The organism is Bifidobacterium sp. LH_449 (genome assembly GCF_056356755.1).
Genome location: NZ_JBKEUV010000004.1, coordinates 63,364 through 84,771, shown reverse-complemented (window position 1 = coordinate 84,771; position 21,408 = coordinate 63,364). Strand labels below are relative to the sequence as shown.

The window sequence follows — 21,408 nt, the reverse complement described above, 5'->3', positions numbered from 1 at the left end:
AACCCATAACTGAATACCGTTGTTGATCTTTACGCCGTGTATCGTGCGAAGCATTTCGTCGATGGGCTAACAAGGCGTGAAATGCAGCACTGGCATATGAACCGTTTGACCTGTTCATATGCCGATACCGATTGCGACGTAAGGAGAGACGATGAGAAAACTCATCGCTGTATGCAAACTCGTCCCGTTGCTGCCGGTCGTCATTCTCGCGGCATTGCCGCTGGCGTTCTGGTGGGACTATCGCCCGTGGGGCGAACTGTCTTGGCAGGTCAATCCAAGTCTGGGCCAGTGGATCGTCATCGCGCTGGTCGTCTACACGGTCATCGACACGGTCCGCGGCATGGTCGACGACATCCGTCACGGCCACGTCGGCGTCGACATCCTTGCCGTCGTCGCCATCCTATCCACTTTGGCGGTGCAGGAGTATTGGGCAAGCTGGGCCGTCCTGTTGATGATCTATTCCGGCGAGGCCATCGAAGAATACGCGCAATCCAAGGCGGAACACAATCTGACCGCACTGCTGGAGGCCGCGCCGCGAATCGCGCACGTCGCCGCACTGCCAGGCGTGGGCCCGCACAACATCACCGATCCGGCGTCACGTCGCGTCGCCGATGACGGCTTCCGCATGGCGAAGCCGGAAAACGCGCCGGCATCATCGGAAACGACGGACGCGCAGGATGCGGCAGCGCAGTCGCACTTCAACACCATCCCCGTCGAAGACGTGAAACTCGGCGACGTGCTCGTCGTATTGCCGGGTGAGACGGTCCCCGTCGACGGTGAACTGCTGAGCATCTCCGCAACGCTTGACCTGAGCAATATCAACGGTGAGCCGGTGCCGCGTGAAGTATATGCCGGCGCGCGCATCATGTCGGGCGCCATCAACGGTGCGGCCACGTTGACCATGCGCGCCACCGAACTGGCGCGCGACTCCCAGTATCAGCGCATCCTCGAACTGGTGTCGTCCGCGCAGAATTCACGCGCGGCCGTCGTCAAGACCGCCGACCTGCTCGCAGTGCCGTTCACCGTCATTTCCTTCATCATCGCAGGCGCCGCATGGTTCGTCTCCGGCGACTCCACCCGCTTCGCCCAGGTCCTGGTCCTGGCCACGCCATGCCCGCTGCTTATCGCGGCGCCCGTCGCCTACATCGCCGGCACCGGCCGCCTCGCCAAGGCGGGTGTGCTCATCAAAACGCAGGAAGTATTGGAATTGTTGGGACGCGTCACCCACATCTTCTTCGACAAAACCGGCACCCTTACCGTCAAACAGCCGCAGGTCGTGCGCGTGGATACGCCATCCGTGACGGTGACGTCGTCAACCGCCGTCGCAGAGGATATTTCCGCCGATGAAATCCTGAAATTGGCCGGCATCATCGAAACGTATTCCGTGCACATCCTGGCCAAAGGCATCGCCAAGGCAGGCGTCGCAGCTGCAGCGCGCATCGACGGCGACAGGCGCGGCACCCCTGTCGTGCGCGGTATCGCTGAAGACTCCGGTAAAGGCGTGCGTGGCGAAATCAATGGGCATCGCATGCGTGTCGGCCGTTTCGCCTACGTAATGGAAGACGTCATCAGCGCGGTGCCGGCGGATTCGTTGAAGCCAAGCGCGATATTCGGTGCTCTCGCCCCGGACGAGATGGGCACGTTCGTAGCCGTCGACGGGCGTCTTGCCGCGCGCATCGTATTGAAGGACATCCCGCGTGACAATGCCGTTGAATCGCTGAACCAGCTGCGCGCGATGGGCGTCGACGAATTGACCATGGTCACGGGCGACAAGGAGGCTTCGGCGCGCATCATCGCGGACGAGGTCGGCATCACCGACGTGAACGCCGAACTGTTGCCGGAAGGCAAGCTGGCCACTATTCGCAACGCGTCCATGGAACGATGCGAGGTGCCGTGGTGGGATCGTCTGCTGTCGAAATTCACCGGCGAATCGCTGACCCGCACCATCACCATGATGGTCGGCGACGGCGTGAACGACGCGCCCGTGCTGGCTGCGGCCGATATCGGCATGGCCATCACCGACGGCACGTCCACGGCGGCGTCCGAATCGGCGCAGGTCGTCATCATGAATGACGACATTTCCTGTGTGCCGAAGGCCATCGCCATTTCCCGCCGTACCAAGCGGGTGATGCTCCAGGCTGTCTGCATCGGCCTCGGACTGGCTTTGATCGGCATGGTCGCGGCCGCGTTCAATCTGATTCCGGTGGTAGTCGGCGCGTTCATGCAGGAAGCGATCGACGTCGTGTCGATTCTGTGGGCGCTGACTGCGTTGATCGACAAGGATTAAGCGGATTCGCTGATGTTTGAACGGCGGCCGGTGGCTTCGAGGCCACCTTGCTGCCCGGTTCGCCCTGTGCGCTTACCGTAGCGACCAATCTTGCTCTTTTGCACGAAGCCATATGCCATGATTGGTCGGTAAAGATGACGTTGGCGACCGATTATGCCATATGGCTGCGTGCTATGTGGCATAATCGGTCGCTGTCATGTGCCGATGGCGGCTGCCGGTGCCCCATCGGCACCGCCCTGATGCCGCCGCCTCATTCATATGCCCCCTCTGTTGTGATTCGTCGGTTTGCGATAACCTGTACATCGTGACTGAGAATAATGAACTTCGTATTGCCGTGATCGGCGCCGGCCCGGCCGGCGTCTACTCTTCCGACATTTTCCTGCGCCAGCTGAAGAAGACCGGCGCGGAATTGGGTTTGGGCGAGAACGCCCGCATCGACCTGTTCGAAAAGCTGCCGGTGCCGTTCGGCTTGGTCCGCTACGGCGTCGCCCCGGACCACCCGTCCATCAAATTCATCGCCGACGCGTTGGAGAAGACGCTCGACAACCCGAACATCCACTTGTATTGCGACGTGGAATTCGGCAAGGACGTGACGCTTGACGATCTGCTTGCCCGCTACGATGCGGTGTTGTTCGCCACCGGCGCGGTCGAAGACAAGCCGCTTGGACTGCCGGGCGCCGACCTGGACGGCGTGTACGGCGCCGCGAAATTCGTCGAATGGTATGACGGCTATCCGACCGGTGCCCGCGAATGGCCGCTCGATGCCGAGGAAGTCGCCGTCATCGGCGGCGGCAACGTGGCCATGGACGTGGCGCGCGAACTGATGCGCAACGCCGACGACCTGAAGGCCCGCACCGACATTCCGGACAACGTGTATGAAGGCATCAAGACCAACAAGGCCCGCGTGCTGCATCTGTTCATCCGCCGCGGCGTGGCCCAGGCGAAGTTCTCCGTGCAGGAACTGCGCGAAATGGAGAAGCTGCCGGGCGTGCAGCTGATCATCAACGAAGACGATTTCGAATTGGATGACGACACCATCGAGGAGGCCGGCAAGGATAAGCTGACCCGTCAGATGGTCGAGGAATTGTTCGCGATCCGTGAGATGGCCGAAGACATGGAGGACGATGGCGACGTCGACTTCGAAGGCAATCCGGCGGATCGCAAGTATTACATCCACTTCAATGCCGCTCCGGTCGAAGTGCTGGGCGAGGACGGCAAGGTGCGCGCGATCCGCGTGGAGAAGACGGAGACTTCCGCGGACGGCCGCATGACGCGCACCGGTGAGTTCGAGGAATACCCGGTGCAGGCCGTGTACCATGCGATCGGCTACCAGCCGGCCGAAGCGCCGGGCATCGCCTATGACGTGAAGCGCGCCCATCTGGCCAACGCCAATGGCGATGGCCGAATCACCACCGAAGCCGAAGGCGGCGAAGTGCGCGAACGCCTGTATGCCACCGGTTGGGCGAAGCGCGGCCCGGTCGGCCTGATCGGTTCGACCAAGTCCGACGCCCTGATGATCGTGACCAACATGCTTGAAGACCTTTCGAAGGCCGCCGAAGGTGGACGCGTGGCCGAAGACCGCGATCCGGAATCCATCGACCGCCTGCTGAAGGAACGCGGCGTCAAGCCGATCGACTTCGCCGGATGGAAGAAGATCGACGCCTTCGAACGCGCCGAGGGCGCGAAGGAAGGCCGTGAGCACAAGAAGGTCATCGAGCCCGATCAGATGCGCGCCTTGGCGCACGCCTGATTCGTCGCCGACCGCGCGTGCCCTGCCGTATCCCGAGCGGGTCCGGCTGACGTCCACCAGACGTTCGGCTGGGCCGCGGGGACGGGGACGCGGGGCCGTGTGGAATTTCGAATTTCAACGGAGGCCTGCGGGCCGTATAATGCCCGTGGCCTCTTTTTCATACAGAAGAGGCCTGTCCGCACTGCATCCTTTTTGAAGGGGCGACCTCACGATGTCCGATATGCCTGAATCCCGAATGCCAGGCCGACAGGCCGAACCATTCCGGCCGACGCCGCGCGATCGCGCACAGGTCGCGGACGGCGAGGCATCCAGGCATCCTGCAGGCTCCGGCGATCATACGTCGCGCAGACACCGCGCGATGAACGGCCATCATGTGATGGCAGGACGCGGATACCGCACAGTGCTGGCGAAGCGCCGCCATCGTCTTATCGTCACCTGTATTTCGACAGTGGTGATCGTGTGTCTGATCGTAGGCGGCATAATGCTGCGGGCGTCGCGCGCCGGCGAAATGCCGTGGGGCGTCATTGCGGCGACCGATGCGCGATCAGGCGACGCTCAATCGAATGCGTCAAATACAACGGTCGACACTTCTTCAAAGACCGCGCAATCAGCGCCGGACTCCGTGGAAACCGGCATCGAAGCGGCTTTGGCGAAGCTGGATGCTTTGGATGATTCCGCGCGCATCGCGACCAGCGGTTTCGCGTTGAACGAGGATTCGCGAAACCGCTTGGAGCGGGAGCTGTCGCTGTTCGATTCCTCCGGCTACTCCGTATCGTTCGTTCTGGTCGATATGACCACGGGCGCCACGCTGGCCTCGTATGCCGGCGACGGCAAATATTCCGCGTCCGCGATCAAGGGCCCGTATGTTTTTTCGGCCGCCGCGAGCGGCGCAATGGATTTGGACGCCGTCTGGCAGGGCGCGACGGGCGTTGCCGGCGGGGACGCGGCGACGGCGCAATTGCTGGAGAATACGATCACGGTATCCGACAACGATTCCTACGTTTCGCTGTATTTGACGTACGGAAGGCAGACGCTGGTATCGTGGGCGCGGCAATATGGCGTGTCCCTTGACGGCGAGCTGTACACGTATTTTTCCGCGGAGGACCTGGCGCGCATGTGGATCGGCGGATATGATTTCCTGTTCTCCGAAGATGATTCCACGTCGGCCGCGGCCTCTTCCGATGTCGCTTCTCCGTCTTCTTCCACGACTGCGTCCGCTTCCGCCGAATCACGACGATGGTTGGGCGGCCTGTTCAACGGCACGCTGAATTCGACGATTGATTTGGCGCTGGGCGACCGCTACACGGTGTACGCAAAAGCCGGTTGGATCAATGGCGAGGGCGGCCTGTACGCGTTGAACGATGCCGGCATCGTCGCTTCTGATTCCGGCGATTACGTGCTGGCCGTGCTGTCTGATGCGTGCGGCGAATATTCGATGCTGAGCGATCTGGTGACGGTGCTGGACGATATCCATACGTCGAATATGTGATGTCGGGGTCGCGTCGGATGCGGTGCGCCGCATTGCGGCGCCGCCGGCGAAGCCATTGGCGATGCCGTTGACGGTGGTGCCGGAGTGTCGCTGATTGCTGCTGGTCGCCTCCGGTCGCCGCCGCCGGCAGGTCGCGCCGCGATCCGCACAATCGTGTTTCACGTGAAACTTTCTCCTTTGGCTGATGTCCAGCAAAATTTCAGACAGCCTGTTTAGTCTGGCCCTATGGACGGAAAGATGCACGTGCGTGGTCACTTCAATGGCCTGAAAACAACGTTGTTGTTTGCGTTGATGTGGGCCATCATCATGCTTATCTGGTGGGCTACCGGCGCGCGTCAGGACACGTTGGGCCTATACCTGCTGATTGGCGTGGGCACCACGTTCATGTCGTATTGGTTCTCCGACCGTATCGCGATCGCCTCGATGCGGGCCCGCGAAGTGAGCGAGCGGGAAGCGCCCGTGCTGTACGGCATCGTACGTGAGCTGAGCGCGAAAGCCGGCAAGCCGATGCCGCGCGTTTACATCGCTCCGACAATGAGCCCGAATGCGTTTGCGACCGGCCGCAACGAACGCCACGCGGCGGTATGCTGCACGCAAGGTCTGCTGCAGCTGCTGAACGAGCGCGAAATTCGCGGTGTGCTCGGCCATGAGCTGATGCATGTGTACAATCGCGATATTCTGACGTCGGCAGTGGCTTCCGCATTGGCGACGGTGATTTCTTATCTGGGATATATGCTGCTGTACTCGGGCGGTGGCCGTGATTCGCGGGATTCGCGCGAAGGCGGCGCCGGCGGGCTTGGTCTGATCGGCGTGCTGTTGAGCGTGATTCTTGCGCCGATTGCGGCATCGCTGATTCAGATGGCGATTTCAAGAACGCGCGAATATGATGCGGATGAGGATGGAAGCCGTCTGACTGGCGATCCGGAGGCGCTGGCGTCCGCGTTGAATAAGATCACGTATGGCGCGCAGGTCAATCAGATGCCGAAAACGGCGGGAACCCAGTCCGCGGCCGCCCTGATGATTGCGAATCCGTTCTCTTCCGTAGGCCTGTCCAAACTGTTCTCCACCCACCCGCCGACCGAAGAGCGTATCGCCCGTCTCATGCAGATGAGCCAGGAGATGCAGTCCCAAGGAATCGACGCCAACTTCGCCGGTCGACTTCGCTACTAGCCGCTCTTTCGTCGGCTGTTCTTCCGCGGCTTTCCTGATGCCGTCTTCCCTTCTGTCGTCCGACCCCGGAATCTTATGATTCCTATAGCGTTCCATTTTTTTGCGGCATGGCGACGGCGATACGGGAAAGCCGTGCTACACTAGCGCATTGTGCGCGGCATATGGCGGTCGCGGCACTGCCTATGCGGATGTAGTTCATCGGTAGAACGAAAGCTTCCCAAGCTTTAGAGGCGGGTTCGACTCCCGTCATCCGCTCCATTCGCCCTAATGGCGGGGTCGCAAAACCCAATCATTCCAACGATTTTCGTTCACGATGCTATCTCCTCGATCACATGGTTTCAGATGGATGTTGTCACGAGAGAGAGGCCAACTATATCAGTGCTGAATAGTATGAATTTGCCCCAATGCCCTGAACCCGACACGTCTGGGATCGTTCCATATCGCATGGCTGGGGTGGATTTTTCGGTCCCGGCTCATCGGATGGGGCGGGTCTGGCTTGGCCAGACTTAGTCGGGCTTGTCGCCGCTCTTTCTCGAAAAGTCTGAAAGACAGCATGAATGACGCTTTGGAAAATCTGACGGCTTCGAGAAGAGTCAAGTGCAGAAAAGGCATGAGAGGCGGAGACTGGTATTCGCTCGTCTAGCGGCCTACCAGCCTGCCTGCCTACTCACTGCTGCTATAAGGGTTTTCTTCACCTACTCATTCGGCCTACCGACCTACATTGCTTTCTCCATGTAGGTCGGTAGGGCGAATGAGTAGGCCGCCAAATCTCGATGGTTCCAATAAGTAGGCAGGTAGGTCGGTAGACCGCGGGAGCAAATCGATTCTGGTCGATAGCGGGAACACTGTTGCTGAGGCAGGAACGGGAACTCTATGGCTCTCGATGTGATGCACAATACGCGTATGTCGCTTCCTCTGGCGCGAACCTGTGCGCTTGGTATTGTTGGAAGGTATATCCTACGGTTCTGAAGAAGGCATGGCATGATGAATAGCGGAGCGCAGCGCGCGGAGTTGCACAAAACGATTTGGAACATCGCCAACGTGCTGCGTGGTTCGGTCGACGGTTGGGATTTCAAACAGTATGTGTTGGGATTCCTGTTCTACCGGTTCATCTCCGAGGACATCACCTCATACCTGAACGAGTACGAGCGCCAGGCCGGCGATATGGATTTTGACTATGCCAAGCTGGACGATGCCACCGCTGAGCAGGTGCGTAAGTCGATGGTGGAGGAAAAGGGCTATTTCATCCTCCCGTCCGATTTGTTCACCAATGTGCGCAGACGTGCCGATGGGGACGAGAATCTGAACGAGACGCTGCAACGGGTGTTCAAAAACATCGAAGGTTCAGCCGCCGGCTCGCGCTCCGAAAATAGTCTGCGTGGATTGTTCGACGATCTGGACCTGAATAGTCGCAAACTCGGAGACACCGTGGTGGAGCGCAACGCCAAGTTGGTGAAGGTGCTCAACGCCATTGGTGATTTGAATTTGGGCGCGGAGAGTTTTGCGGACAACGCGATTGATGCGTTCGGTGACGCGTATGAGTATCTGATGACCATGTACGCGGCAAACGCCGGCAAGTCCGGTGGCGAGTTCTTTACTCCACAGGAAGTCAGCGAGCTGCTGACCCGCATCGCCACCTATGGCAAGAGCGAAGTGAACAAGGTTTACGATCCGGCATGCGGTTCCGGCTCCCTGCTGCTGCAGTCCATCAAGGTGCTGGGCAAGGATAAGGTCCGGCAAGGCTTTTTCGGTCAGGAGAAGAACCTGACCACGTATAACCTGTGCCGTATCAACATGTTCCTGCATGATGTGAATTACGACCATTTCAGCATTGCCTACGGTGACACGCTGATCAACCCCCAGCATTGGGATGACGAGCCATTCGAGGTGATCGTGTCCAACCCGCCGTACTCCACCAAGTGGGAGGGTGATGATGACCCCACGCTCATCAATGACCCACGATTTGCCCCGGCTGGTGTACTTGCGCCGAAATCGAAGGCCGATCTGGCATTCACCATGCACATGCTTTCCTGGTTGGCGGCCGACGGCACTGCGGCCATCGTCGAGTTCCCCGGCGTGCTCTACCGCGGCGGCAAGGAACAGAAGATCCGCAAATATCTGCTGGAGGGCAACTTCATCGACGCAGTGATTCAACTGCCTCCTAACCTGTTCTTCGGCACCTCCATCGCCACCTGCATCATCGTGCTCAAGAAATCGAAGACCGACGACAGTGTGCTGTTCGTTGACGCGTCGGAACGGTTCGTGCACGTCGGCAACCAGAACCAGCTTTCGCCCGATGACATCACCGCAATCATGGATGCCTATGTGAAACGCGAATCGGTCGAGCATTTCGCCACTGTCGCTTCGCTTGAGGATATCCGCAAGAACGATTACGTGTTGTCGGTCAGCGGATACGTGCAGCCCAAGGATGAGCGAGAGAAGATCGACATCGACGAGCTCAACCGGCAAATTGCTGACATCGTGGCGCGAGAGAACGAACTTCGTGCTCGGATCGACGCCATCGTCGCGGATTTGGAGGCATAGTGGTGAGCAGGATTGACGATTTGATTGCAAAATATTGCCCTGATGGGGTTGAACGCAAGCCTCTGGGTACTATTGCGGAGTTATACCGGGGGAATGGTCTGCAAAAGAAGGATTTTACGGACAAAGGTATTGGATGCATCCATTATGGTCAGATTTATACGCGATACGATACTTTTACGTCTCAGACCATTTCGTTCGTAGACAAAAAGCTCGCAGACAAACTTCTTAAGGTCCATCCAAATGATTTGATTGTGACAGCCACTAGCGAAAATCTTGAGGATGTATGTAAAGCAGTTGCGTGGCTTGGCGAGACAGACATCGTAACTGGCGGCCATTCAATCGTTGTTAGGCATCACCAGAATGCGAAATATCTTGCTTACTATTTCCAAACGCTGGATTTCTTTCAGCGCAAACGCGCATATGTGCATGGAACTAAAGTAATGGAAATCAAGAAGGATGACTTGGCAAAAATCGCCGTTCCGGTTCCTCCGTTGCCGGTGCAGGAGGAGATTGTTCGGATTCTGGATTCGTTTAGCTCGCTGGAGGCGGAGCTGGAGGCGGAGCTGGAGGCGCGGAGGAAGCAGTACGCCCATTACCGCAATGAACTCCTCACATTCAAGAGAGAGAGAGAGTCATAACCGCTTGTATTCAGGATATTTGCATCCGAATCTGTTCAGGTGGAACACCATCATCAAGGCGTCATGATTACTATGATGGAAATGTCCCATGGTTGAGGACTCAGGATGTTGACTTCAATGTTATTAATCAAACTTCAGCCACCATTTCAGATGAAGGATTGAAAAATTCGGCTGCCCAGTGGATACCGGCCAATTGTGTGATTGTGGCAATGTATGGGGCGACGGCCGCAAAGGTAGCAGTGAACAGCATTCCCTTAACAACCAATCAAGCATGTTGTAACTTACAGATTGACGAGAGCAAAGCCGATGTCCGATATGTGTTCCACTGGCTTTCCAATGAGTATGAACATCTAAAAGCATTGGGAGAGGGCTCGCAATCGAATATTAATGCTAAGAAGGTGAAATTGTATCCTATCAGTTTGCCGCCGATCGAAGAGCAACGCCGAATTGTCTCCATCCTTGACCGTTTCGACACGCTCACCAATGACCTGAGCTCCGGCTTGCCCGCCGAGATCGAGGCTCGCCGTCGGCAGTACGAGTACTACCGGGACCGTCTGCTGTCATTCGACGAACTTGCCGCGTGACGCTTCGCCATGGGAATAGTCGAGTCGGCGCATGGTCGCCTGTCGGACCATGGGAACGCATAGCATGGCTGAGACGCGCCGCAGACTTTTCAAAATGTGAGGGTATGACTAGCATGGTGAATAACAGCAGCTCCCTAAGCCTACTCACAGTGCTCAAACCAGGGGGCTCTTCTCATACCGGGGCGGAGTCCAAACCTGCGAAAACCATCGATCAGATGATCGCTCTAATGTCAGATCGTGGTCTGGTAATCACGGACGAGACAAAACTGCGGCGGGTACTCTTTGATTGCAACTACTACCGTCTATCGGGTTATTTCCGCCCATTCCAAGTCAACCCAGCGGCTGGCGACAACAGATACAGGCCTGGAACGCGGGACATTGACTTCCTCACTCCCTATGCGATGGACGAGGAGCTGCGCAACATCATTCTCAAGGGCACCGCGAGGGTGGAACTCACCCTGCGTTCAAGGTTCGCGGACAAATGTAGATGAAGAAGGAGCCCATGATGACGGAGCAGTCGGATATGGATTTGCCGGATGGCGGCAAGCTGTACAAGCTCGTGGCCGAGGACGCGGAAAGCACGGTGGTGGCCGAATATGAGCCTGACCACAGCCGCGAGACCGTGTATCAGAGCGAAGCGGATCTGGAGGAGGAGCTGCTGCACGTCCTCGAATCCCAAGGCTATGAACGACTTTCCGTGCATACGGAGTCCGAGCTTATCGCAAATCTGCGCACTCAGCTTGAGAAGTTGAACGATGTCCAGTTTACCGATAATGAATGGTCACATTTCTTCCATGAGGTTATCGCCTCTTCGACGGCGGGCATCGAGGACAAGACCCGGTTGATCCAGGAAGACAACATCCAGATCCTGAACCGTGATGATGGTACGACGAAGAATATTCGTCTCATCGACAAGGCGCATGTTCATAGCAACCGTCTCCAAGTGCTTCACCAGTTCGAGGAGGAGGGCGGCAGTCATCCGACCCGGTATGATGTGACGATTTTGGTCAATGGTCTGCCACTGGTTCAAATCGAGTTGAAGCGACGGGGCGTGGCGATCAAGGAGGCGTTCAACCAGATCAACCGTTACCAACGTGATAGCTTCTGGGCTGGATCGGGACTCTATGAGTACGCCCAGATCTTCATTATCTCGAACGGTACGCACACCAAGTACTACAGCAACACCACGCGCTTCAAGCACATCCACGAGATGGAAGGCCGTTCCACAGCGGGCCGTTCGCAGAAGAGTTCCGACAGTTTTGAGTTCACCAGCTGGTGGGCCGACGGACGTAACCATGTCATTGCCGACTTGACGGGTTTCGCCAAGACGTTCCTCGCTCGGCATGCGCTGCTCAATATCCTGACTCGATATTGCGTGTTCACCGCCGAGCATGACCTGCTGGTGATGCGTCCATACCAGATTGCAGCCACTGAACGCATCCTCAACCGCATTCTCATCAGCGAATACAATCCGAAGAAGCTCGGCACGCCCGAGGCGGGCGGATACGTGTGGCATACCACAGGCAGCGGCAAGACGCTGACCAGTTTCAAGACGGCGCAGCTCGCCAGCAACATGGACGGTGTAGACAAGGTGCTGTTCGTCGTGGATCGCAAGGACCTCGACTACCAGACCATCAAGGAATATGAGCGCTTCAAAAAGGGCGCGGTCAACTCCAACAAGAGCACCAAGGTACTTGCCGATCAGCTGGCCAACCCCGACGCGAAGATCATCGTCACCACGATTCAGAAGCTTTCCTCATTCATCCGCAGCAATCCCAAGCACGATGTCTACGCGCAGCATGTGGTGCTGATTTTCGACGAATGTCATCGCAGCCAGTTCGGCGAGATGCATACTGCCATCACCAAGCATTTCAAAAACTATCACCTATTCGGGTTCACCGGTACGCCTATCTTCGCCGTGAACGCGAAAACCGGAGGCGCTCCCGGCCTGCGCACCACTGGACAAGCATTCGGCGACTGCCTGCACTCGTACACGGTGGTGGACGCGATCAAGGACGGCAACGTGCTGCCGTTCCGTATCGGTTATGTGGATACGGTGCGCCGCAAGGAAGGCGTCAAGGACGAACAGGTGTATGGCATCGATGCAGCCAAAGCGCTAAGCGATCCGCGGCGTGTGGGCGCGGTCGTGTCATATGTACTCGACCATTTCGACCAGAAAACCAAGCGGCAATCTAGTTATATGCTCAAGGAACGGCGCATTCGCGGCTTCAACTCGCTGTTTGCTGCGGATTCCATCGACATGGCCAAGCAATATTACGCCGAGTTCCAGTGCCAGCAGGTCGAACGCGGTGGGGAACCGTTGAAGATCGCCCTGATCTACAGTTTCGCACCGAACGAGGCTGACCCCGGAGAGCAGGGCTTCATTGATGACGAAGACTTCGAGACCGCTGGCCTTGACCAGTCATCACGGGATCTCCTCGATGCCGCGATCGGCGACTACAACCGAATGTTCGGCAGCAGTTTCAGCACGGCACCCGACCAGTTCGAGAACTACTACAAGGATCTGTGCCGCCGGCTCAAGAACCGCGACCTGGATATGGCCATCGTGGTGAACATGCTGCTTACCGGCTTCGATGCCACGACGCTCAACACCCTGTGGGTGGACAAGAACTTGAAGCAGCATGGCCTGATGCAGGCGTTCAGCCGCACCAACCGCATCCTGAACTCGGTGAAGACCTTTGGCAACATCGTCTGCTTCCGCGATTTGCGACAGGAGGTGGATGACGCCTTGGCTCTGTTCGGAGACAAGGACGCCAAGGGCACGGTGGTGCTTAAACCATATGCGGAATATCTTGCTGCATACAACGAGAAGGTCTCGCAACTACTCAAACAGTTCCCTCTGGGCGAGGAAATCGTCGGAGAACAGGCTCAGAAGGATTTCCTCACCCTGTTCGGCTCGATCCTGCGGCTACGCAACATCCTCCAGGCCTTCGACGATTTCTCCAATGATGATGTGCTGAGCCTGCGCGACCTGCAGGACTACCAAAGCTCGTACATCGATCTCTACCAGCAGCGGCGTTCGCATGAGGAAACCGACAAGGAAATCATCAACGACGACGTCGTCTTTGAAGCGGAACTGGTCAAGCAGATTGAGGTGAACATCGACTACATCCTCGCACTCGTGGCCCAATACCATGATGGGCATATGAAGAATAAGGCGATCATCGCGGACATCAACCGCACCATCATGTCTTCGCCCGACCTGCGCAGTAAAAAAGATCTCATCGACTCGTTCGTCGAATCCCTGTCCTCAGGTGCGGACGTGCAACGAGACTGGAAGGAATACATCGCCCGCAAGAAACAGGAGGAGTTCGAGCATATCGTCAGCGAGGAGCACCTGAAGACGGGACTGGCTGAACAGTTCATCGTCGACTGCTTCAAGGAAGGATACATCGACACGGACGGCACCAGAATAGTGTCGATGTTGCCCCCGGTATCGCGCTTTGCGCCGAGCAACGCATACGAGCTGATGAAGAGCCGAGTCGTCAAGCGGTTCCGCCAATACTTCGATCGCTTTGTCGGAATGTGAGGGAACGGCTGCCTCCAAGGACGAACGGAAATGGCTGCCTGCGGCAAAGTACGGCTGCTCGACTCTATGTACGAAGAACTTACGCACAGAGGCAGTAACGGTGAAAGCGATGAACTGGCCCAATGGGTCGAGACGATTTTTGCCAATGCGCTGGTTAAGCATAAAACCGAACGTCAGCCCGCTGAAAAGTTCTTCGACAACAACACTGAAGCGTATGTAAAGCCTCTGTTTTGTGGATGCTGATGGGTCTCCTTCTTTGAATGTGGGTGCAGTTCATCATAAAGGAGGGAAAGTACACATATCACAGGTTTAAAACAAGTACGTTGATGGTCGCTCAGCTCGACCGGTCATGTTTGCGGAGACGGACGCATCGGTCGCAGTGAATGCTCGTGCATATGGCTTTCCTTGACTGGCACGGCGACGGCGAGGGCTGTCGGATGGTTTTGCCGTGTGCCTCAGAATCATTGGAATTCCGCGGATGCAACCGCTGGTTGCGGGGAATGTCGGTCGCATGTGCCGATGCAACCGAAAGATGGTGGAATGCAACCACGCCTTTGACGCAAGCTGAAACCACCCGATCGTATGGGAAGATGAGACAGTGAAGGTCAGGTGAATACGATGAGCTTTAGAGAGAATCTGCAATACCTGCGAGGCTCCCGCAATATGACGCAGGAGCAGCTGGCGATGCTGCTGGGCGTTTCCCGACAGGCGATCTCCAAATGGGAGTCGGAGAAGGCGTATCCGGAAATGGACAAGCTGCTGATGATGTGCGACCTGTTCGGATGCACGCTGGACGACCTGGTGATGGGCGATGTGCGCCATCCGGCGGCGGCGAACGCGCAATCCGCATCCGTTCCGTCGGACGAGACGCCGGCCACGTTGCCGGCCGCCGGCACGACGCAGTCCCCGCACGCGATGTCGTCTGCGACGGCACAGACCGTCACGCGCGGCGATGCCCGAACGGATATGCCGATGCCGCAGGGGCGCCCGCAGGATGTCGTCGGCTATGACGAGCATATGCGCCGTTTCGCATGGCAGATTTCGACGGGCGTGGCGCTGATAATCGTGGGCGTGGGCGTGGCGATGCTGTTCGATAAAGGCCATTCCCTGTTCGGAAGCGGCGCGTTCAACGATTTTCTGCTGTTCCTCTGCATCATCATCGGTGTGGTCGCGGGACTCGCGTTTCTGATTCCGAGCATGATGGCGCATGGCGAGTTCGTTCGCAGGCATCCGTACGTCGAGGACTTCTATCAGGCCGAAGACCGCGCGAAAGGCGTGCGCGAACTCGCGGTCGGCATCGTGGTCGGCATCGCTTTGATCCTGGTCGGCATATCCGTCCTGATATATTCCAGCGAAGTGCTCGCCGTGGAGGACGGGTGGCCTGTCAGCGTGATGCTGCTGTTCATCGCTGCGGGCGTGTTCTGCATAGTGCTGTTCGGCATGCGGTACGGCCGCTTCAACATCGACGAGTACAACCATGAGGCCGAAAAGGAATACAACGAACAATCATGGGAGTATCAGAACGACCGGTACAACCAGATCAACGGGGCTGTTTGCGGCATCATCATGCTGCTCGCCACCATCATCGGATTGTCGATGCTGTTCATAGGCGACGCCGGGGGATGGGGAGCCGGGACCGGACTGTTCTGGCTGGCCTGGCCGATCGGCGGCATCCTGTGCGCCATCAGCTCTCTGATCACGCATATACTGCGTGTCTGGCACGGCGACGACGGCCCACGGTGACGATGCGATCACGGCGGCCGTCGCGCCGCATCGCAGCCGCGTCGTAGGCCGCCGTCCCCGTAACCAACATCACACATAAAACGGCGGTTTCGGGCGGCACCACGCCCATTTCGGGGCGATAATGGAATCATGACAATCGCAACCCCTGAACGTTATGCTGAAATGCTGGACGCCGCCCGACACGGCGGATACGCGTACCCCGCCATCAACGTGACGAGCACGCAGACGCTGAACGCCGCTCTGCAGGGGTTCGCCGAAGCCCAATCCGACGGCATCATCCAGGTGTCCGTCGGCGGATCCGCCTATTTCTCCGGGAAAACCGTCAATGATCGCGTCACCGGCTCGCTCGCGTTCGCCGCGTTCGCGCATGAGGTCGCCGCGCGATATCCCAACATCACCATCGCCTTGCACACCGACCACTGCGCAAAGCAATATCTGGACGAATGGGTGCGCCCATTGCTGGCGCATGAGGCGGATCAGGTGAAGCGCGGCCAGGAGCCGACCTTCCAGTCGCATATGTGGGACGGCTCCACGGTGCCGTTGGAGGAAAACCTGTCCATCGCGCAGGAGCTGCTGGAAAAATCCGTGAAGGCCCATACCGTTCTCGAAATCGAAATCGGCGCGGTCGGCGGCGAAGAGGACGGGCATAGCGCGGAAATCAACGAAAAACTGTATTCGACGCCCGCCGATGGCGTGCGCGTCGCCGAACGGCTGGGGCTTGGCGAGCATGGCCGCTACATGGCCGCATTCACCTTCGGCAACGTGCACGGCGCGTACAAGCCGGGCATCGTGCGATTGCGTCCGAAGCTGCTGCGTGACATCCAGGACGAAGTGTGGAGGGCCACGCATGATGGGCGCCTGGGATCGTTGGGCGCATCGTCCGTGTCGGCGTGTTCGCTGCCGGATATGCCGGAAGGCAAACCGTTCGCGCTGGTGTTCCACGGCGGATCGGGCTCCAGTCCGGAGGAGATCGCGGAAGCCGTCTCATATGGCGTCATCAAAATGAACATCGATACGGATACGCAATACGCGTTCTCGCGCGCCATCGCCGGACACATGTTCCGCAATTACGACGCCGTGCTCAAAGTGGACGGCGAAGTGGGCAACAAGAAGCTGTATGACCCGCGTTCCTGGGGGCGTGAAGCCGAAGACGCGATGGCCGCGCGCGTGGTCGAAGCGTGCGTGCAGCTCGGCTCCGCCGGCAAGGCGCTGAAGTAGGGGCGGCGTCTCCGGACTGCATCGCCCCGCATTCGTCCCGCGCGTGTCCGCATGATTCCATGCGCGGGACAACGCGCTTGAAATAAGGACAATCGCCGTCTTTCAGTAGAGGGTCTACGGTAGGCTTGTTGCCCGGCGGAATCGGGCTTCAAGCGGAGGTGCAATCATGCCTGGAATCGTGTTGATCGGCGCTCAGTGGGGCGATGAAGGCAAGGGCAAGGCAACGGATCTGATCGGCGGCAGCGTCGATTACGTCGCACGTTTCAACGGCGGCAACAATGCCGGCCACACCGTCGTCGTCGGCGACGAATCCTATGCGCTGCACCTGCTGCCGTCCGGCATCATGAGCCCGCGTGCGACCCCGGTGATCGGCAACGGCGTCGTGGTCGATCCGGAAGTGCTGTTCGAGGAGATCGACGGCCTCGAGGCCCGCGGCGTCGACTGCTCCCGTCTGCTGGTGAGCGAGGAGGCGCATGTGATCGCCCCGTACCACCGCGTACTCGACAAGGTGACCGAACGCTTCCTCGGCAAGCATAAGATCGGCACCACCGGCCGCGGCATCGGCCCGGCCTACGCCGACAAGATCAACCGTGTCGGCATCCGCGTGCACGACCTGTTCAACGCCGACCATCTGCATGACAAGGTCGAAGCCAGCCTGCATCAGAAGAACCAGATGCTGGTCAAGCTGTACAACCGTCGCGCCATCGACGTGGACGCCACCACCGAGGAACTGCTGAAGCTGGGCGAGCGTCTGAAGCCGTACGTCGCCAACACGTCCCTGATCCTCAACAAGGCCCTCGACGAGGACAAGACCGTGCTGTTCGAAGGCGGCCAGGCCACGATGCTGGACGTCGACCACGGCACCTACCCGTTCGTGACCAGCTCCAACCCGACCGCCGGCGGCGCCTGCACCGGTACCGGCGTCGGCCCGACGAAGATCTCCCGCGTGATCGGCGTCTCCAAAGCGTATGTGACCCGTGTGGGCGAAGGCCCGTTCCCGACCGAGCTGTTCGGCGAGGAGGGTGATTGGCTGCGTGCACAGGGCCATGAGTATGGCGTGACCACGGGCCGCCCGCGTCGCTGCGGCTGGTTCGACGCCGTGGTGAACCGCTACGCCTCCCGCGTGAACGGTTTGACCGACATCGTGCTGACCAAGCTGGACGTGCTGACGGGTCTGAAGGAGATTCCGATCTGCGTGGCCTATGACGTCGACGGCGAACGTTTCGACGAGATGCCGACCGATCAGGCCGCTTTCGCCGCCGCGAAGCCGATTTACGAATCCATGCCGGGTTGGGATGAAGACATTTCCCAGATGCACTCTTTCGAGGAGCTGCCGGCCAATTGCCAGGCGTATGTGAAGCGCTTGGAAGAAATCTCCGGCTGCCGCATCTCTGTGATCGGTACCGGACCGCAGCGCGATCACATCATCGAAATCAATTCGCTGCTGGACTGAATCGATTGAACGGCTGATTCCAATCGGATTACGATTCGCATATTCCGTAAATGTCATGGCCGACCGCTGCGAGACAGTGGTCGGCCGTCACATTGTTGCCGCTGCCGGCATTGGCGCACATCGATATTTGGTCTGTTTGATGATTGGTATGCGGTCAACCCGCAGTGGACTGCGTTTTGTACAGTTGATGTGTAGTGAAGCATCGTCGTTGCGTAAGGGATGGAGAAACCACCATGGATACACCGCGGCCGGCCGGCGCGAATTCCTCGTCGCCTGACAATCCTCCGAAGATTCCGCTGGCCCCGATGAAGCGTATGCAGGCACGTTTCAATCCGCTGGCCGACGTGATGCTGTATGTCGTCGTCTTCGTGGGCGGCTGCATTGGTACGGCGCTACGGTATGGGCTGTCGTTGCTGATGCCGTCTGCAGCCGCGCAGACCGGTGTGTTCAGCGCGTTTCATCCTGCAACGTTCCTCGCGAATATGCTGGCGTGCGGCATATTCGCATTTTTGGCCGCATATTGGGCGCAGGCGACATGGATTCGCAAAAGGGTCCGTGAATTGGCGAATCGCGGAGTCGGTATGGGCATGTGCGGCGGCTTTTCCACGCTGTCGGCGCTGACAATTGAAAATATTCATTCGCTGCAGGCCGGCGAATATGCGGGATTCGCCGTATATACGGCGGCGAGTTTTTTGTGTGGCCTTATTGTGGCTGCGCTGGCGGTGTCGGCGGCGATGAAGCTGTCTTCGAAGCGCGCCGCACAGGTTGCGGTAAACACGTTGACGGAGCGTCACAAGAAGCGTCCGCAAGCGGCGGAAGGCGGCATTGTCGTGCCGACGCCGTACGACGGCCAGCATGAAAACGCGCGCAACGACTTACACGAAGCCCCGCACGACGATCTGCATCCAAGCACTGATCAGATTCCGGTCGTGGCCGATCCGATTACAGGGGAGGTGCGCTGATGCTGTTCTTGGGTGTGTGTCTGTTCGGCGGATTGGGCGCGATGACGCGCTTCGTCGTGAATACTTCCATCCAGCAGAGCTGGAAGGAAGCTTTTCCGCTGCATACGTTTGTAATCAATGTATTGGCGACCTTTTTTGCCGGCATCGCCGCGGCGTCGGCGTTTTACGATGTGGCTGATCCGAATGCGTATCTGCTGTTCGTGACGGGATTCCTAGGGGGCTTTTCCACGTTTTCGACGGCCATCAATGAAATGGTCACGCTTGTTCGTCAGCACCGTTTCGCAGTCGCCGGCGCGTACTGTTTGGCAACCGTCGTCGTGCCAATGGTGTGTGTGGCTTTAGGCTGGTGGTTCGTCTCCCTCACCCGATAATGCGTTGCGACGTGTACGTGCATGGCTGTCAGCCATGCCTCATGGATTCCGCGACTGTCGTATAAAACCGGTTCGACACGCGGAAAATATGCGAACCGAACCGGTTTTGCATTAGCATAAACCGGTTCGATGGCCAAGGAATGATGTTCCATGCGCCGCGGACGATGTGTTACGTCTGAGTCGGGACTTCGGCGGCGGGAATCCTTATGAGTGCAATTCCATGCGTGATTTCGGTCTTTTTGCCATGCCGGGGTCTGCGGGTCATGTTGATGCAGGGGATTAAGAGAGGAACAACCCTATGGGCAACAATGACAATATGACGCGGGCGGTCGGCGTAGGGCCGGTCGACTCGTATGATTCTCTGGCCGCGGCCAATGGTGAGCATCCTGGCGTGGTCGGCGTGCTTCGCCTGGGCGCCGGCTTCACCATCAGCCTGATTGTCACCGGTATCGTGTGGACTTCGTTGTCCGGTATCCTGGTCCCGCAGCTGGTCGATCAGATCGCGCCGAGCGAAAGGGCCACGTTCATTGGCCTGATCAACAGTGTCGGTTCCGTGGTGGCGTTGGTCGCCAACATCGTGTTCGGCACGTTCTCCGATCTGACGCGGTCCCGTTTCGGCAAACGCACGTTGTGGATTGCTTCCGGCGGCGTTCTGTGCGGCTTGTGTGTGTATGGATTGGTCCATGCGAGGTCCCTGCCGTTGATCCTGCTGTTGTGGTGCGGCATTCAGCTGTTCTACAACTGGATGAACGCCCCGTTCGTCGCGACGATGTCCGATCGTGTGCCGGATAAGTTCCGTGGCACGGTGTCTTCGTTCATGGGCGGTGGCGGTGTGCTGGGCCAGACCGCCGGCTCCTTGGTGGGCTCGCTGATGATCAACAATATTCCGATGGGTTTCATGGTCGGTGCCCTCGGCTTCGCTTTGATCGGCATCATCGTCGTGGGTATCTGGCCTCGCGAGCCTTCCAACGTTGACGAGCCTCGTGAGCAGCTGAGCCTGGCCATGATCCTGCGCGCATTCGTCCCGCCGCACGGCAAGGGATCCGCGAATTTCTACTACGCATTGTTCGGCCGCATGATGATGGTCGCCGGATATCAGATGATCACAGGATATCAGTTGTACATCATCAAGTACTACATTCTCGCTGATTCGGGCATGAACGCCGTCGGCGTTTCGAATGCCGCTGCGACGATCATCGCGAAGATGTCGGTGATCACCATGATCGCCTCCCTGATCGCGGCTGTGGTCGCAGGGCCGGTCGCCGATTACCTTGGCATGAGGAAGCTGCCGGTGGCGCTGTCCAGCTGCCTGTTCGCGGTCGGCGCGGCCATGCCGTGGCTGATTCCGAATGAGATGGGCATGTACCTGTTCGCGGGAATAGCCGGCTTCGGCTATGGCGTGTACAACGCGATCGATCAGGCGTTGAACGTGTCCATTCTGCCGAACCCGAAGGAGGCGGGCAAGGATCTGGGAGTGCTCAACATGGCCAATACGTTGAGCTCGGTGATCGGTTCTGCTTTGACGTCGGCTATCGTGGCGATGACCAACAACTACCAGCTGGTGTTCCCCGTCTGCATTGTCGTGGTGCTGGTTGCGGCGGGGCTGATCATGCGTATTCGCAATATCCGGTGACGGCGGACGCCATAAT

The 21,408-nt window shown here is 58.4% G+C and carries 16 protein-coding genes and 1 tRNA gene; all 17 read left to right on the top strand.

The features are described 5' to 3' along the window. The first annotated feature begins 151 nt into the window (after positions 1 to 151). The 17 genes from AC1AX7_RS04650 (at position 152) to AC1AX7_RS04570 (ending at position 21,392) form a co-directional block, all read left to right on the top strand. Complete coding sequence (locus AC1AX7_RS04650) at positions 152 to 2,287, top strand: heavy metal translocating P-type ATPase (RefSeq protein WP_476508930.1); 2,136 nt, start codon at positions 152 to 154, stop codon at positions 2,285 to 2,287. 304 nt (positions 2,288 to 2,591) lie between these two features. Then, complete coding sequence (locus tag AC1AX7_RS04645; RefSeq protein WP_476508929.1) at positions 2,592 to 4,037, top strand: FAD-dependent oxidoreductase; 1,446 nt, start codon at positions 2,592 to 2,594, stop codon at positions 4,035 to 4,037. Between the two features lie 211 nt (positions 4,038 to 4,248). Then, the gene (locus AC1AX7_RS04640; RefSeq protein ID WP_476508928.1) at positions 4,249 to 5,526 is read left to right on the top strand and encodes a serine hydrolase; all 1,278 of its coding nucleotides are present in this window, start codon (positions 4,249 to 4,251) and stop codon (positions 5,524 to 5,526) included. A 225-nt stretch (positions 5,527 to 5,751) separates the two neighbouring features. Then, complete coding sequence (htpX, locus tag AC1AX7_RS04635) at positions 5,752 to 6,696, top strand: zinc metalloprotease HtpX (RefSeq protein ID WP_476508927.1); 945 nt, start codon at positions 5,752 to 5,754, stop codon at positions 6,694 to 6,696. A gap of 184 nt (positions 6,697 to 6,880) precedes the next feature. After that, a tRNA-Gly gene (locus AC1AX7_RS04630) sits at positions 6,881 to 6,954 on the top strand. 723 nt (positions 6,955 to 7,677) lie between these two features. Beyond that, on the top strand, positions 7,678 to 9,240 hold the full coding sequence (locus tag AC1AX7_RS04625) for a type I restriction-modification system subunit M (protein WP_476508926.1): 1,563 nt from the start codon (positions 7,678 to 7,680) through the stop codon (positions 9,238 to 9,240). A gap of 2 nt (positions 9,241 to 9,242) precedes the next feature. After that, positions 9,243 to 9,878: a restriction endonuclease subunit S gene (locus tag AC1AX7_RS04620; RefSeq protein ID WP_476508925.1), complete on the top strand. Its 636-nt coding sequence runs from the start codon at positions 9,243 to 9,245 to the stop codon at positions 9,876 to 9,878. Next, positions 9,854 to 10,462, top strand: a complete 609-nt coding sequence (locus AC1AX7_RS04615) for a restriction endonuclease subunit S (RefSeq protein ID WP_476509035.1) — start codon at positions 9,854 to 9,856, stop codon at positions 10,460 to 10,462. Before AC1AX7_RS04620 ends, AC1AX7_RS04615 begins: the two co-directional genes overlap by 25 nt. 104 nt (positions 10,463 to 10,566) lie before the next feature. Next, positions 10,567 to 10,953: an Abi family protein gene (locus AC1AX7_RS04610; RefSeq protein WP_476508924.1), complete on the top strand. Its 387-nt coding sequence runs from the start codon at positions 10,567 to 10,569 to the stop codon at positions 10,951 to 10,953. A 14-nt stretch (positions 10,954 to 10,967) separates the two neighbouring features. Further along, positions 10,968 to 14,012, top strand: coding sequence for a type I restriction endonuclease subunit R (locus tag AC1AX7_RS04605; protein ID WP_476509034.1), 3,045 nt, complete (start codon positions 10,968 to 10,970; stop codon positions 14,010 to 14,012). A gap of 30 nt (positions 14,013 to 14,042) precedes the next feature. Then, the gene (locus tag AC1AX7_RS04600; RefSeq protein WP_476508923.1) at positions 14,043 to 14,255 is read left to right on the top strand and encodes a hypothetical protein; all 213 of its coding nucleotides are present in this window, start codon (positions 14,043 to 14,045) and stop codon (positions 14,253 to 14,255) included. Between the two features lie 375 nt (positions 14,256 to 14,630). After that, positions 14,631 to 15,755: a helix-turn-helix transcriptional regulator gene (locus AC1AX7_RS04595; protein WP_476508922.1), complete on the top strand. Its 1,125-nt coding sequence runs from the start codon at positions 14,631 to 14,633 to the stop codon at positions 15,753 to 15,755. Positions 15,756 to 15,884: 129 nt separating this feature from the next. Beyond that, a complete protein-coding gene (gene fbaA / locus AC1AX7_RS04590) occupies positions 15,885 to 16,973 on the top strand; it encodes a class II fructose-bisphosphate aldolase (protein ID WP_476508921.1) in 1,089 nt (362 codons plus the stop codon). Positions 16,974 to 17,139: 166 nt separating this feature from the next. Beyond that, positions 17,140 to 18,426, top strand: a complete 1,287-nt coding sequence (locus tag AC1AX7_RS04585) for an adenylosuccinate synthase (protein ID WP_476508920.1) — start codon at positions 17,140 to 17,142, stop codon at positions 18,424 to 18,426. Positions 18,427 to 18,659: 233 nt separating this feature from the next. Then, on the top strand, positions 18,660 to 19,388 hold the full coding sequence (locus AC1AX7_RS04580; RefSeq protein ID WP_476508919.1) for a fluoride efflux transporter FluC: 729 nt from the start codon (positions 18,660 to 18,662) through the stop codon (positions 19,386 to 19,388). Beyond that, a complete protein-coding gene (locus AC1AX7_RS04575; RefSeq protein WP_476508918.1) occupies positions 19,388 to 19,759 on the top strand; it encodes a fluoride efflux transporter FluC in 372 nt (123 codons plus the stop codon). The genes AC1AX7_RS04580 and AC1AX7_RS04575 overlap by 1 nt, the downstream gene beginning before the upstream one ends. A 298-nt stretch (positions 19,760 to 20,057) precedes the next feature. Beyond that, the gene (locus tag AC1AX7_RS04570; protein ID WP_476508917.1) at positions 20,058 to 21,392 is read left to right on the top strand and encodes an MFS transporter; all 1,335 of its coding nucleotides are present in this window, start codon (positions 20,058 to 20,060) and stop codon (positions 21,390 to 21,392) included. The last annotated feature ends 16 nt before the right edge of the window (positions 21,393 to 21,408 follow it).

What these genes read in the sequence shown, in the direction of transcription:
- AC1AX7_RS04625 (WP_476508926.1), top strand. Translation starts at nt 7,678, where the DNA reads ATGATGAATAGCGGAGCGCAGCGCGCGGAGTTGCACAAAACGATTTGG.
- AC1AX7_RS04605 (WP_476509034.1), top strand. Translation starts at nt 10,968, where the DNA reads ATGACGGAGCAGTCGGATATGGATTTGCCGGATGGCGGCAAGCTGTAC.
- AC1AX7_RS04575 (WP_476508918.1), top strand. Translation starts at nt 19,388, where the DNA reads ATGCTGTTCTTGGGTGTGTGTCTGTTCGGCGGATTGGGCGCGATGACG.
- AC1AX7_RS04585 (WP_476508920.1), top strand. Translation starts at nt 17,140, where the DNA reads ATGCCTGGAATCGTGTTGATCGGCGCTCAGTGGGGCGATGAAGGCAAG.
- htpX (WP_476508927.1), top strand. Translation starts at nt 5,752, where the DNA reads ATGGACGGAAAGATGCACGTGCGTGGTCACTTCAATGGCCTGAAAACA.
- AC1AX7_RS04640 (WP_476508928.1), top strand. Translation starts at nt 4,249, where the DNA reads ATGTCCGATATGCCTGAATCCCGAATGCCAGGCCGACAGGCCGAACCA.
- AC1AX7_RS04595 (WP_476508922.1), top strand. Translation starts at nt 14,631, where the DNA reads ATGAGCTTTAGAGAGAATCTGCAATACCTGCGAGGCTCCCGCAATATG.
- AC1AX7_RS04570 (WP_476508917.1), top strand. Translation starts at nt 20,058, where the DNA reads ATGGGCAACAATGACAATATGACGCGGGCGGTCGGCGTAGGGCCGGTC.
- fbaA (WP_476508921.1), top strand. Translation starts at nt 15,885, where the DNA reads ATGACAATCGCAACCCCTGAACGTTATGCTGAAATGCTGGACGCCGCC.
- AC1AX7_RS04600 (WP_476508923.1), top strand. Translation starts at nt 14,043, where the DNA reads ATGGCTGCCTGCGGCAAAGTACGGCTGCTCGACTCTATGTACGAAGAA.
- AC1AX7_RS04610 (WP_476508924.1), top strand. Translation starts at nt 10,567, where the DNA reads ATGACTAGCATGGTGAATAACAGCAGCTCCCTAAGCCTACTCACAGTG.
- AC1AX7_RS04580 (WP_476508919.1), top strand. Translation starts at nt 18,660, where the DNA reads ATGGATACACCGCGGCCGGCCGGCGCGAATTCCTCGTCGCCTGACAAT.
- AC1AX7_RS04650 (WP_476508930.1), top strand. Translation starts at nt 152, where the DNA reads ATGAGAAAACTCATCGCTGTATGCAAACTCGTCCCGTTGCTGCCGGTC.